This window comes from Micromonospora sp. NPDC005205, from assembly GCF_040608275.1.
Classification (GTDB): Bacteria; Actinomycetota; Actinomycetes; order Mycobacteriales; family Micromonosporaceae; genus Micromonospora.
The window spans coordinates 136,160-147,916 of the sequence record NZ_JBEXHV010000015.1 but is presented as its reverse complement, the minus strand read 5'-3'; the positions used below and the strand labels follow the sequence as shown (position 1 = coordinate 147,916).

The window sequence follows — 11,757 nt, the reverse complement described above, 5'->3', positions numbered from 1 at the left end:
ATGCCAGGCACCATCCACCGGCAGACCCAAGATCCCTACCAACTGACACATGTATCGGGACTTCACCACTGACAGATGTCATGGGACTGAATAGTCAGGTCGTGACGGTAAGTGTCCAAGATCTGCACGCCCACCCACGGACGCCCACCCACGGACGACCCGCCGCCTGCCAACGACCCCGGCCACGCACGACCAGCCACGCACGACGGAACGCAGGCGCACCGCCCGCGGGGTGACGCGGAGAGCGGCCGTCAGGCGATGCAGGCGCAGACGATCAGCGCGGCCCCGAAGTGGGTGGCGGCGCTGACCCGGGCAGCCGGGTGCGGCTCGGGTGAGCAGATGACCTCGCCGAGCTTGCCGGGGGTGAGCAGGTCCAGCACCACGAAGGCCAGCGCCATGATCGCCAACCCGACCAGGCCGAAGACCACGGTGGAGGCGATCCCCTTGCCGAAGTCGCTGTAGCTGGTCAGGATCGCGGTGAAGACGATCCCGGCGATGCCGAGCTGGTTGGCGGCGAGCAGCAACCCCGCGTTGGCGTTGCGCTCGACCCAGATCAGGTCTCGCAGCCGGCCCGGGGTGAGCAGGTCGACGAGCCCGAAGCCGGCGGCCATGAGGCCGACGCCAACGATCCCGAACACGACGCTCTGCCAGGCACCGCTGAACAGATCCTCCAGCACCGACTTGCCTCCCGACTCTCCGCCCGGAGGGGTACCGGCGCGGTGATCGAGACGATAGCGGCAGCGCGCAACGGCGTCAGCCCCTGCGTCTACAGGGCCAGGTAGCGCTGCCGCTCGTACGGGGTGACCTCACGGCGGTACTGCTCCCACTCGGCCCGCTTGTTGCGCAGGAAGAAGTCGAAGACGTGCTCGCCGAGCACCTCGGCGACCAGCTCGGACTCCGCCATGACGTCGATCGCCTCGGCGAGGTTTTCCGGCAGCGCCTCGTAGCCCATGGCACGCCGCTCGGCGCTGGTCAGCGACCAGACGTCGTCCTCGGCGCCCGGTGGCAGCTCGTATCCCTCCTCGATGCCCTTCAGGCCGGCGCCGAGCAGCACCGCGAAGGCGAGGTACGGGTTGGTCGCCGAGTCCAGCGAGCGGACCTCGACCCGGGCCGAGTTGGGCTTGCCGTACGCGGGAACCCGGACCAGCGCGGACCGGTTGAGGTGACCCCAGCAGACGTACGCGGGGCTCTCGGTGATCCGGTCGGGCAGGTGCTGCGGGAAGAGCCGCTTGTACGAGTTGACCCACTGGTTGGTGACAGCCGTGTACTCCCGGGCGTGCACCAGCAGGCCGGCGATGAACGACTTCGCCACCTTGGACAGCTTCATCGGGTCGCCACTGTCGTGGAAGGCGTTGCGCTCCCCCTCGAACAGCGACAGGTGGGTGTGCATCCCGCTTCCCGGCTGGTCGGTGAACGGCTTCGGCATGAAGCTGGCCTGCACACCGGTGGAGAGCGCGACCTCCTTGACCACGTGCCGGAAGGTCATGATGTTGTCGGCGGTGGTGAGCGCGTCGGCGTACCGCAGGTCGATCTCCTGCTGGCCGGGTGCGACCTCGTGGTGGCTGAACTCCACCGAGATGCCGATGCGTTCCAACGCGAGTACGCCCTGACGGCGGAAGTCCCGGGCCACGGCGTGGGTGGTGTGCTCGAAGTAGCCGCCGGTGTCGACCGGGGTGGGCACAGTGCCGTCCTGCGGCCCGTTCTCGAGCAGGAAGAACTCGATCTCGGGGTGGGTGTAGAAGGTGAAGCCCTTCTCGGCCGCCTTGGACAGCGCGCGGCGCAGCACGTGCCGGGGGTCGGCCCAGGACGGCCCGCCGTCGGGCAGCAGGATGTCGCAGAACATCCGGGCGCTCTCGCCGCTGACCCCGCCTTCGAAGGGGAAGACCTGGAAGGTGGTCGGGTCGGGCATGGCGACCATGTCCGATTCGAAGACCCGGGCGAAGCCCTCGATCGCCGAGCCGTCGAAGCCGATGCCTTCCTCGAAGGCCGCCTCGAGCTCGGCGGGTGCCACCGAAACGCTCTTGAGCGTGCCCAGAACGTCGGTGAACCACAGCCGGACGAACCGGATGTCCCGCTCTTCCAGCGTGCGGAGGACGAACTCCTGCTGACGGTCCACTTCCCCAACCCCTCGCGACACTCTTTTGTCCGCCTTGGCCGGGCTGCACCCGACCTGATCGCCCAGTGTTCCCGGGCCTGGTTACGCAGACGTTACGCGAACAGCCGCCGGCCGTCCCCTCGTGTCCCGCCGGGCGAGCGCGGGGCCCGGCCCTGCCGCCACGACGGCCGAACCACCACCGACGGCCGCCACGACGGCCGAGCACCTGCCGCCGCGGCCTCGCGAACGCCCGTCGCGGCGGGTGGCGGCCATCTCGTCGGAGGGTACGGACTGTCGCGACGAGGCTGGGGCAAGATGAAGGCATGCCCACCCTGCGTCTCGCCCTTTCCCAGGTCAACCCGAGCGTCGGCGACCTCGCCGGAAACGCCGATCTGGTCCGCAGTTGGACTCGCCAGGCCGCCGATGCCGGCGCCCAACTGGTGCTCTTCCCGGAGATGATGCTGACCGGGTACCCGGTCGAGGACCTGGTCTTCCGGCGTTCCTTCGTCGCCGCGTCCCGGGCCGCCGTGGAGCGGCTGGCCGCCGACCTGGCCGCCGACGGTCTCGGCGAGTTGCCGGTCGTTGTCGGCTACCTGGACGCCGACGGCCCGCCGCAGGTCAGCGGGGACGCCGAGCCGGGCCGGGGCGCCCGCAACGCCGCCGCGCTGCTGCACCGGGGCGTGGTGGCCGCCCGCTACTTCAAGCACCACCTGCCCAACTACGGGGTCTTCGACGAGGACCGGTACTTCGTCTCGGGTGACGCGCTGACAGTGGTGCGGATCGGCGGCGTGGACGTCGCGCTGACCATCTGCGAGGACCTGTGGCAGGCCGGCGGTCCCTTCGCCGCCGCCCGGAGGGCCGGCGTCGGCCTGGTCGTCAACATCAACGGCTCGCCGTACGAGCTGAACAAGGACGACATCCGGCTGCCGCTGGTCCGCCGCCGGGCCGCCGAGGCGGGCGCCGCCATCGCGTACGTCAACATGACCGGAGGCCAGGACGAGCTGGTCTTCGAGGGCGACTCGATGATCGTGACCGCCGACGGTGAGCTGCTCACCCGGGCACCGCAGTTCGTCGAACACCTGCTCGTGCACGACATCGAGCTGCCGGCCGCCGCCACCCCGCCGCCCGCCGACACGCTGGCCGACGGGATGCGGATCGTGCACAGCACGCTCGACGGCATTCCGCCCACCCCGTCCGGCCCGGCCGCCACCGGCGGGCTGATCGAGCCGGTGGCCGACGAGGCCGAGGTGTGGCAGGCGCTGGTGCTGGGTCTGCGCGACTACGTCAACAAGAACCGGTTCCCCTCGGTGGTCCTCGGTCTCTCCGGGGGCATCGACTCGGCGGTGGTGGCCGCGCTCGCCGTCGACGCGCTCGGGCCGGACCGGGTGGTCGGGGTGTCGCTGCCCAGCCAGCACTCCTCGGAGCACTCCCGGGAGGACGCCGCCGACCTGGCCAAGCGCACCGGCCTGGACTACCGCGTCGAGCCGATCCAGCCGATGGTCGACGGCTTTCTGGCCAACCTGTCGCTGTCCGGTGTGGCAGTGGAGAACCTCCAGGCCCGGGTCCGTGGCGTGATCCTGATGGCGCTGTCGAACCAGGAGGGCCACCTGGTGCTGACCACCGGCAACAAGAGCGAGCTGGCGGTCGGCTACTCCACCCTGTACGGCGACTCGGTGGGTGGCTTCAACCCGGTGAAGGACGTCTGGAAGACGCTGATCTGGCGGCTCGCGAAGTGGCGCAACCGGGACGCGGCCCGGCGCGGTGAGACCGCCCCGATCCCGGAGAACTCGATCGGCAAGCCGCCGAGCGCCGAGCTGAGCCCGGGCCAGCTCGACAGCGACAGCCTGCCCGAGTACGACGTCCTGGACCCGATCCTGATCGGCTACGTCGACGGTGACCTCGGCCGCGACGGGCTGATCGAGTCGGGTCACGACCCGGCCGTGGTGGACAGGGTGCTGCGGCTGGTGGATACCGCCGAGTACAAGCGACGGCAGTCCGCGCCGGGCACGAAGATCTCCATGAAGGCGTTCGGCCGGGACCGCCGTCTGCCGATCACCAACCGGTGGCGCGAGCACGGCTGAGCCGTACCCCTTGGGGTGCCGGGTCGGTGGCGCGGCCCGGCGCCGCCGCGCGGTGGACGCGCGGGGCGGTCCCGGGTGGCCAGCTGGGGCGGCCTCGCGCTGGTGGAGTGACATCTTGCACTGGGCCCTGCCGTCAGCCCGTCTCGCGGTGCGACGATCGCGACGGAACCCGGGGACCGCGCAGGCGGCCTCGAGGAAGGGAGACAGAGATGGTGGAGTCCACTCCGCACGAGGTGACCGCGTTGTACGGCGGCCCGGCCACCCGACGGGTCCGCACCCGCGACCTGATGGCCGCCAAGGAGCGCGGCGAGCGCTGGCCGATGCTCACCTCGTACGACCAGTACACGGCGTCGATCTTCGACCAGGCCGGTGTTCCGGTGCTGCTGGTCGGCGACTCGGCCGCGAACAACGTGTTCGGCTACGAGACCACCCTGCCGATCACCGCCGACGAGCTGCTGCCGCTGGTCCGGGCCGTGGTGCGGGCGACCCGGCAGGCGCTGGTCGTCGGTGACCTGCCGTTCGGCTCGTACGAGGAGGGTCCGGCCCAGGCGCTGCGCACGGCCGTCCGGTTCATGAAGGAGGGTGGCTGTCACGCGGTGAAGTTGGAGGGTGGCCGCCGCAACGCCGCGCAGATCGCCGCGATCGTCGGTGCCGGCATCCCGGTGATGGCGCACATCGGTTTCACCCCGCAGAGCGAGCACACCCTGGGTGGCTACCGCGTGCAGGGTCGCGGCGACGCCGCCGACGAGGTGCTGGCCGACGCGCGGGCGGTGGCGGAGGCGGGCGCGTTCGCTGTGGTGCTGGAGATGGTGCCCGGCGAGGTGGCCAAGCGGATCACCCACGAGCTGCCGATCCCCACCGTGGGCATCGGCGCGGGCCCGGACACCGACGCGCAGGTGCTGGTCTGGCAGGACATGGCCGGGCTGCGGACGGGCAAGGCGCCGCGCTTCGTGAAGCGGTACGCGGATCTGGCCGGTGCTCTCACCGACGCCACCCGCCGTTTCGCCGACGAGGTCCGCGGCGGCGAGTTCCCCGCCGCCGAGCACACGTTCTAGGACCGGGCACGGCGTGATCCGCTCCGGTTCCGTGGAACCGGGGCGGATCACGCCGCTCGGGGTCAGAGGTCGGTGACGCGGATGCCGGCGTGCGCCTTGTAGCGCTTGTTGATCGCGATCAGGTTGGCGGTGAACGCCTCGATCTGGTGGGCGTTGCGCAGCCGCCCGGCGTAGATGCCCCGCATGCCGGGGATCCGGGCGGCGAGCGCGCCGACGATGTCGACCAGCTCACGGTCCTCGGTGCAGATCAGCACGTCCAGGTCGATCCGGTCGACCTCGGGGTCGGCCAGCAGCGGAGCGCTGACGTGGTTGAACGCGGCGCAGACCCGCGAGTCGGGCAGCAGCGCGGCGGCCTGCTGCACGGCGCTGCCCTCGGCGACGGTCAGCGCGTACGGGCCCTGCTTGTCGAAGCCGAGCGGGTTGACGCAGTCGACGACGATCCGGCCGGCGAGCGGCTCGGCGAGGGCGGCGACGGTGGCGGCGTGCCCGTCCCACGGCACCGCGATGATCACCACGTCGCTGCGTCGGGCCACCTCGTCGTTGGCCGCGCCGGTGACGCTGCCGCCGGCCGGCACCCCGGGCAGGGCGGCGATCTCGGCAGCGGACTCGGCGGCCCGCTCAGCCGACCGGGATCCGATCAGCACCGTCTGGCCGGCCCGCGCGAACCGGTAGGCGAGGCCCCGCCCCTGGTCGCCGGTGCCGCCGATGATGCCGACCGTCAGCCCGGACACGTCGGGCAGCGTGCTCGCGTCGTATGCCATGGCCTCATCCTCGCAAACCGCCCGGCCCGTCAGCAGCGCCGAGCGCTGTGAGAATCCCCGCTGCCGCGAGCGACAGCGCCGCCGAGGACCGGGCCACGGCGGGCGACCCCTCCCACGGGGAGGATCGGGCCCGCGACGGCGGCCCGCTCAGGCCAGCTCGAACAGGACGGTACGGGCCGCCGGGTCGGCGGTGACCAGACGGACCCGGACCCGTTCGCCGAGCGGCAGTTGGCCGAGGCAGCGGGCGCGGACCGGCGGGGCGTCCAGTGCGACGGTGCCACCGGGCGGTCGGGGCCGGGACTTGCCGTTGGGCGGGGCGTCGACGTCGAGGACGGCCGCGTCGAAGGTCTCGCCCACCCGGTGCTCCAGCACCGCCGCCTCGGCCAACTCGACGGCGCCGCGAGCCGCCGCCGAGGCGACCCGGTCGGTGCTCGCCATGACCTCGGGCAGCCGGGGCAACGCGGCGCGGGCCCAGTCGGGCACCGCCTGGCCGGCGTGCAGAGCCAGGCAGACCTCGGTGGCGTACCGGTCGGCCAGCCGCCGCAACGGTGCCGTCACGTGGGCGTACGCGGCGGCCACGCCACCGTGCTCCGGATGCTCCGGCAGCTCCCCGTCGAAGGCGGTGTACGCGGCACCGCGCATCAGCTCGGCCGCCTGGTCGATGAACGCGGCGGCGCGCGGCTGGGCGGCGTCCAGTCCGGCGATGACCGGACCCGGGCCCACGTCGTCCGGCCAGTGCACGCCCAGCGGCGCGGCGGCGGCCCGGAGCCGCTGCACCGCTTCCGGCTTGGGCGCCGGCATCGTCCGCAGCAGACCCACCCGGCCGGCCAGCATGATGTCGGCGGCAGCCATTCCGGTCAGCAGGGAGATCTGCGCGTTGTGCTCTTCCATCGGCACCGGCGCGCGCAGCACCAGCCGCCAGCCCTCACCGTCGGGTTCCAGGTCCTGCTCGGGCAGCGGCAGGTTGATGGCGCCCCGGCTCAACCCACGGGCGGTCAGCCGGTCGCCGATCTCCGGCAGCAGCGCGATCGGGTCGGGTAGCCGCCCGGCCTCGGCTGCCGCCTGCACCCCTGTGTAGTCGAGTTTGGCGCGGCTGCGGACCAGGGCGCGTTCCAGCTCGACGGCAACGGTGCCGCCGTCGGCGTCCAGGTCGATGGTCCAGAGCACCGCCGCCCGGTCGTCGTCGGGCAGCAGGCTGGCCGCACCCTCGCTGAGGGTGCGTGGGTGCAGCGGCACGTTGCCGTCGGGCAGGTAGATGGTCTGCCCCCGCCGCCAGGTTTCCGCCTCCAACGCCCCGCCCGGGGTGACGTGCGCGGCGACGTCGGCGATCGCGTACCGCACCCGGTAGCCGCCACCGGGGCGGCGGGCGAGGTGCATCGCCTGGTCCAGGTCCCGCGAGGTGGCGGGGTCGACAGTGACGAACGGTATGTCGGTGCGGTCGACGGGCGGCTGCGGCGGTGCCGCAGCCGCCTCGTCGGCTTCACGCTGGGCGTCGGCCGGGAACTCCTCGGGCAGGCCGAGCTCGCGGCGCAACGCGCCGAAGTCGATGCGGGGCGCGAGTACGCGTCGGATGACCACGGGTCAATCCTGACAGCGCCACGGGTGATCCGCTTCCGGTGACCGGCCGGAAATCCGCACGCTGTGGGGATGCTCCGCGCTCAGCCGGTCGCCTTGCGGGCGGCGCTGCGGGCCCCCCTGGGGGCGGTGGCTCGGGCGGCGACCGGGCGGGCCGGCGACTTGCGGGCTGTCACCTTGCGGGCCGGTGCCTTGGCCGCGACGGTCTTCTTCGCCGGTGCCTTCTTCGCCGCCGCCTTACGGGCGGTGGTCGACGAGGTACCCGACACCTTCGCGGCCGGGGCCTTCTTGGCCGGAGCCTTGCGGGCCCCGCCGCTGGGGCGGGTCGACGCGGTCTTCTTCGCCGCCGCCGTCTTCTTCGTCGCTGTCTTCTTGGCGGCGGACGCCGTGGTCGCCACCTTCCGCGCCGGGGCCTTCGCCGCGCTGGTGGTCTTGCGCGCCGGTGCCTTCGCCGCGGTGGTGGTCTTGCGCGCCGAGGCCTTCGCGGCGGTGGTGGTCTTCTTCGCCGCGCTGGCGGTGGTCTTCTTCGCCGCGCTCGCCGTCTTCTTCGCCGTGCCTGTGGTCTTCTTCGCGGCGGTGGTCGTCTTGCGCGCGGTGGACGCCGGGGCCCGCTTGGCGGCGGCGGTCGTCTTGCGGGTGGTGGTCGAGGCCTTCGCGGGGGCCTTCTTGGCCGCTGCTGTGGTCTTGGTCGTGGTCTTCTTCGCGGGGGCCTTCGTAGCCGCCGTGGTGGTCTTCCTGGCCGGGGCGCGGCCCGCCCCGCCGGCGGCCTTGCGGGCCGATGCCTTCGCGGCAGCCGTGGTGGACTTGCGCACGGGGGTGGTCCGGCTCGCCGCGGTGTTCCGCTCCGCCGCGGCGGTCTTCTTCGCGGTGGTGCGTCGGGCGGCTGGGCGCTTGGTGGCCTGCTGTGCTTCGGCCATCGTGGTTCCCTCCTTGGGGGACGTGCTCTCGCGTGCGTCCTCGCGGAGCACGAAAACCTCGGCGCGAGCCGTCCCGCGCCGCCTATCTGTCGTCCCCGGCCCAACGAGCGTCCTCGGCATCCCACGCCTCGTTCCGCTCCTGCACTCGTTGCAGGGCGTTCTCCGCGTCGGCCGCCGAGTCGTACGGGCCGAGAACGTGCTTCGCCGGACACACGTTGGAGTCCGTCTCGACCCGGTGATGCCGGGTGCACCAGTAGAACTGCCCACCACGTCCGCTGTCGCTCATGGGAATCACTGTGCACCGCGAACCGGCCGGCCGCCACCGGATCGCACAAGTCGCCGACGATCTCCACAGTAGATATGCATTGCGTTCGTCGGGCCGAAATGGCGAAACGCGTGGGACTGGAACACCAGAAGATGCGCAGGTGAGCCCTGCTGTGGGCACCTCTATGATCGCGGGATGGCGATACCGGACTACATCCTGGGGTTGCGCAAACACGTCGGCCACGACCTGCTCTGGCTGCCGAGCGTCAGCGCGGTGGTCCGCAACGACGCCGGTGAGCTGCTGCTCGGTCAGCGCGCCGACGACGGGCGGTGGTCGGTGATCAGCGGTTTCGTCGAGCCGGGCGAGCAGCCGGCCACCGCGCTGGTCCGCGAGGTGCGCGAGGAGACGGGCGTGGAGGTGGCGCCGGTGCGGATGTCCAGCGCCGTGTCGCACCCGCACACGTACCCGAACGGGGACCGCTGTGAATACCTGAACATGGGGTTCCTGTGCCGGGCGATCGGCGGCACCGCCCGGGTCAACGACGACGAGTCGTTGGCCGTGCGGTGGTTCCCGTTGGACCAGCTGCCCGAGCTGGACAAGCACGCCCTGCTGGTCATCGCGTACGCGTTGCGCGAGAAGCAGGTGGCCGGTTACCTGGAGCCGGGTACGACGTGGGACGACGTACCCGACTGAGGTTCACACCGGGGTCGGCGCGAGGGCGACCGGCTCGGCGGGGGCCGACCGGGCCGCCCGGATGGTGTACGCGAGCGCGTACGGCGTGCAGGCCAGGTAGAGCATGGGTTCCGCCCGCACCTCGTTGATGACGATGTGGAAGATCTCCCACGAGATGGCGGGTCTGGGCAGTCTGATGTTCCATTCCGTCCAGGTGGCGAGGAGCCACAGCGGTGCGGAGATCCAGTCGACGCCGCCCAGTGGCGTCGGACTGCTGACGGGGCCGGCGCGACGGCCCGCCGCGATGACGTCGACGACGGCGAGAATCACCGCGAGGTCGGCGGCGGCGAGTGCGCCGAGGATGCCCACCCACCAGGCCACACGGAGGCGGTTGCGGGAGGCGAGGCTCGCCGCGGCCCAGAGGGCCAGCGCCAGGCCGGCCAACCAGAGCAGCAGCCCGGGTACGAAGGTGACCGGGTCGTCCGGGGAGATGGCAGCGAGGAACACGACACCGACCGCGCCGATGGGAAGCACCACGCCGAGCGCGATGCGTAGCGGGCTGTCGAGTGCGGTGTGTCGGGCCCAGCGCGCGGCGAACACCGCCAGCAGCACCGCCAACCCGATGGTGAGTGCCGTCCAGATCGGCTTCTGCATCCGCTCGGACCAGTCCTGGGTCACCATCCGCTCGATCGGCATGAGGGCGAAGGCACTGGCGAGCACGATCCCGACGCAGACGATCGGGGACAGCAGTAGTGCGGCGACGGTGCGGCCGGCCCGACCGCGCATCACTGAGCGGTCGACGATCGGGGCACCGGTCCGACTGACGGCCAGGCTCACCGCGAAGCCCAGCATTCTCGTCCGGTGACCGCTCTCGGCCAGCACGTGCAGCTCGGCGGCCCACTCGCGGCGCAGGTCGTCGCGAACCTCGGCCGGCCAGCGGCGCGCGGCCAACTCCAACAGCAGTTCGGCGGCCCGGCGGGTCACCACGCCGGTGCTCCGGTGGGCTCGGTGCCGCCCCACGAGCGACGGCCGTCGGGGATAGCGGCCCGCAGGTCGGCGAGCGCCTGGCGGGCCTGCGTCACCCCGACGGCGGTCAGTCGGTAGTAGCGGCGGGCCGGCCGCCCGGCCGCGACGGGATCGATCGCCTCCCAGTCGGCGGCCAGCCAGCCGGCCCCCTGCAACCGGTGCAGCACCGGGTAGAGGGTGCCGCTGGGCAGGCCGGTCAATCGCATCAGGTCGAGCCCGTAGCGCTGCTCGTCGGGTTCGGCGAGCAGCGCCGCGAGCACCTTCGCGACCGGAATGGTCATCCGCATCCGACCACTGTATCGGAACTCTACATAGGGGTGGGTACCCGTTCGACGGGAATCCACAGCTCGGCGTCCGCCTGGGTTCCGTCCGCCGACACCCGGACCCGGGAGATCTCCGGTCCAGGTCGGCTGCGGTACGGGTTGGACGGAAACCACTGGGTGAACACGTCACGCCACAGGAACTGCACTGCCTGCGGAAACGCGCCGGAGGTGGTGAACACCGCCCACGACCCCGCCTGCACCGGCAGCGCGTCCATGTCCTCCGGCGGCTCGGTGCCGGTCACCACCCCGTGCCAGTAGTCGAGCTCGGTGCCCTCCTGCCGACTGTCGGCGAGGTTGTCGCTGACGTTGACGATCCCCTTCGGTTCCTGATCGGAGAGCGCCTCGATCCGCTCGGTCGTCTCCTTGTCGATGCTCCTGATGAACGCGACGATCGCCGGGTTCATCCCCTCGTGCACCAGCGGGACCCGGGCCTTGCGCCCCACCAGCGCGAACGCGTCCTTGTCGACGATCCGGTACTCCATGCTGCCGCTCCCTTCGACTGTGAGTCGGAAGGACATCCGGGGCTGGGCACGCAGCGCTGCCCGCGTACGCCGAGCTTCTCCTGGCCCCACGCCGTGCACGGCGTGGAACGCCCGGGCGAACGCCTCCGCCGAGCCGTAGCCGTAGTGCACAGCGACGTCGAGCAACGTCCGCTCCCCCGCCAGCACGTCCGCACCGGCGACGGTGAGCCGACGCCGACGGATGTACTCCGACAGCGGCATTCCGGCCAGCGCGGAGAACAGCCGCCGGAAGTGGTACTCCGACGTCAGCGCGATCCGCGCCAGCTCCGCCACCTCGATCTTCCGGTCGAGGTGACGCTCGATGTACGTCATGGCCTCGTTGAGCCGATCCAGCACCCGGGCCTCCTTCCCTTCGAGCACCGACGTTAGGTCGCAGGGTCGGTCGCCCACCCGACATCCGATGCCCGCATCGGTCGGGTGCGGCCAGCGACCGCCGTGTCGTAGCCTGGCGGACTTTGCTTCCCGA

General features: G+C 71.8%; 12 protein-coding genes. 3 read left to right on the top strand and 9 right to left on the bottom strand.

Going from position 1 to position 11,757, the window contains the following annotated elements:
* Nucleotides 1-251: 251 nt before the first annotated feature.
* Both ABZU43_RS24945 and glnA read right to left on the bottom strand, forming a co-directional pair.
* Nucleotides 252-677 carry a DUF350 domain-containing protein gene (locus ABZU43_RS24945; protein WP_355008888.1) on the bottom strand — a complete coding sequence of 142 codons (426 nt, stop codon included), beginning with the start codon at nucleotides 675-677 and terminating at the stop codon, nucleotides 252-254.
* Between the two features lie 89 nt (nucleotides 678-766).
* Entirely contained in the window at nucleotides 767-2,116 is a 1,350-nt protein-coding gene (gene glnA, locus ABZU43_RS24940) for a type I glutamate--ammonia ligase (protein ID WP_355008887.1), read from the bottom strand.
* 302 nt (nucleotides 2,117-2,418) lie between these two features.
* On the opposite strand from glnA, the gene ABZU43_RS24935 reads away from it, so the two are divergent.
* Entirely contained in the window at nucleotides 2,419-4,176 is a 1,758-nt protein-coding gene (locus tag ABZU43_RS24935) for an NAD+ synthase (RefSeq protein WP_355008886.1), read from the top strand.
* 209 nt (nucleotides 4,177-4,385) lie between these two features.
* Nucleotides 4,386-5,231, top strand: a complete 846-nt coding sequence (gene panB, locus ABZU43_RS24930; RefSeq protein ID WP_124855798.1) for a 3-methyl-2-oxobutanoate hydroxymethyltransferase — start codon at nucleotides 4,386-4,388, stop codon at nucleotides 5,229-5,231.
* 62 nt (nucleotides 5,232-5,293) lie between these two features.
* Here the strand turns inward: panB and npdG are convergent, their stop codons facing one another.
* From npdG to ABZU43_RS24910, 4 genes are all read right to left on the bottom strand, one after another.
* Entirely contained in the window at nucleotides 5,294-5,992 is a 699-nt protein-coding gene (gene npdG, locus ABZU43_RS24925) for an NADPH-dependent F420 reductase (protein WP_091409546.1), read from the bottom strand.
* A gap of 147 nt (nucleotides 5,993-6,139) precedes the next feature.
* Nucleotides 6,140-7,570, bottom strand: coding sequence for an RNB domain-containing ribonuclease (locus ABZU43_RS24920; protein ID WP_355008885.1), 1,431 nt, complete (start codon nucleotides 7,568-7,570; stop codon nucleotides 6,140-6,142).
* 80 nt (nucleotides 7,571-7,650) lie between these two features.
* Nucleotides 7,651-8,484 (bottom strand): histone, encoded by an 834-nt coding sequence (locus ABZU43_RS24915; RefSeq protein ID WP_355008884.1) that lies wholly within the window; start codon nucleotides 8,482-8,484, stop codon nucleotides 7,651-7,653.
* Between the two features lie 82 nt (nucleotides 8,485-8,566).
* Nucleotides 8,567-8,770 carry a hypothetical protein gene (locus tag ABZU43_RS24910; protein WP_091409533.1) on the bottom strand — a complete coding sequence of 68 codons (204 nt, stop codon included), beginning with the start codon at nucleotides 8,768-8,770 and terminating at the stop codon, nucleotides 8,567-8,569.
* A 174-nt stretch (nucleotides 8,771-8,944) separates the two neighbouring features.
* Between ABZU43_RS24910 and ABZU43_RS24905 the strand changes: the two genes are divergently transcribed.
* Nucleotides 8,945-9,442 carry an NUDIX domain-containing protein gene (locus ABZU43_RS24905; RefSeq protein ID WP_355008883.1) on the top strand — a complete coding sequence of 166 codons (498 nt, stop codon included), beginning with the start codon at nucleotides 8,945-8,947 and terminating at the stop codon, nucleotides 9,440-9,442.
* Nucleotides 9,443-9,445: 3 nt separating this feature from the next.
* On the opposite strand, the gene ABZU43_RS24900 is transcribed toward ABZU43_RS24905, so the two are convergent.
* The 3 genes from ABZU43_RS24900 to ABZU43_RS24890 are packed head-to-tail and all read right to left on the bottom strand — an operon-like array spanning nucleotide 9,446 to nucleotide 11,627.
* Nucleotides 9,446-10,408 carry a hypothetical protein gene (locus ABZU43_RS24900; protein WP_355008882.1) on the bottom strand — a complete coding sequence of 321 codons (963 nt, stop codon included), beginning with the start codon at nucleotides 10,406-10,408 and terminating at the stop codon, nucleotides 9,446-9,448.
* Nucleotides 10,402-10,734 carry a helix-turn-helix transcriptional regulator gene (locus tag ABZU43_RS24895; protein ID WP_355008881.1) on the bottom strand — a complete coding sequence of 111 codons (333 nt, stop codon included), beginning with the start codon at nucleotides 10,732-10,734 and terminating at the stop codon, nucleotides 10,402-10,404. The genes ABZU43_RS24900 and ABZU43_RS24895 overlap by 7 nt, the downstream gene beginning before the upstream one ends.
* Nucleotides 10,735-10,754: 20 nt before the next feature.
* Complete coding sequence (locus ABZU43_RS24890; protein WP_355008880.1) at nucleotides 10,755-11,627, bottom strand: AraC family transcriptional regulator; 873 nt, start codon at nucleotides 11,625-11,627, stop codon at nucleotides 10,755-10,757.
* Nucleotides 11,628-11,757: the final 130 nt, after the last annotated feature.

Bases quoted from the DNA above. Each gene is read 5' to 3' on its own strand.
- ABZU43_RS24935 (WP_355008886.1), top strand. From the start codon at position 2,419: ATGCCCACCCTGCGTCTCGCCCTTTCCCAGGTCAACCCGAGCGTCGGC.
- panB (WP_124855798.1), top strand. From the start codon at position 4,386: ATGGTGGAGTCCACTCCGCACGAGGTGACCGCGTTGTACGGCGGCCCG.
- npdG (WP_091409546.1), bottom strand. From the start codon at position 5,992: ATGGCATACGACGCGAGCACGCTGCCCGACGTGTCCGGGCTGACGGTC.
- ABZU43_RS24915 (WP_355008884.1), bottom strand. From the start codon at position 8,484: ATGGCCGAAGCACAGCAGGCCACCAAGCGCCCAGCCGCCCGACGCACC.
- ABZU43_RS24910 (WP_091409533.1), bottom strand. From the start codon at position 8,770: ATGAGCGACAGCGGACGTGGTGGGCAGTTCTACTGGTGCACCCGGCAT.
- ABZU43_RS24905 (WP_355008883.1), top strand. From the start codon at position 8,945: ATGGCGATACCGGACTACATCCTGGGGTTGCGCAAACACGTCGGCCAC.
- ABZU43_RS24895 (WP_355008881.1), bottom strand. From the start codon at position 10,734: ATGCGGATGACCATTCCGGTCGCGAAGGTGCTCGCGGCGCTGCTCGCC.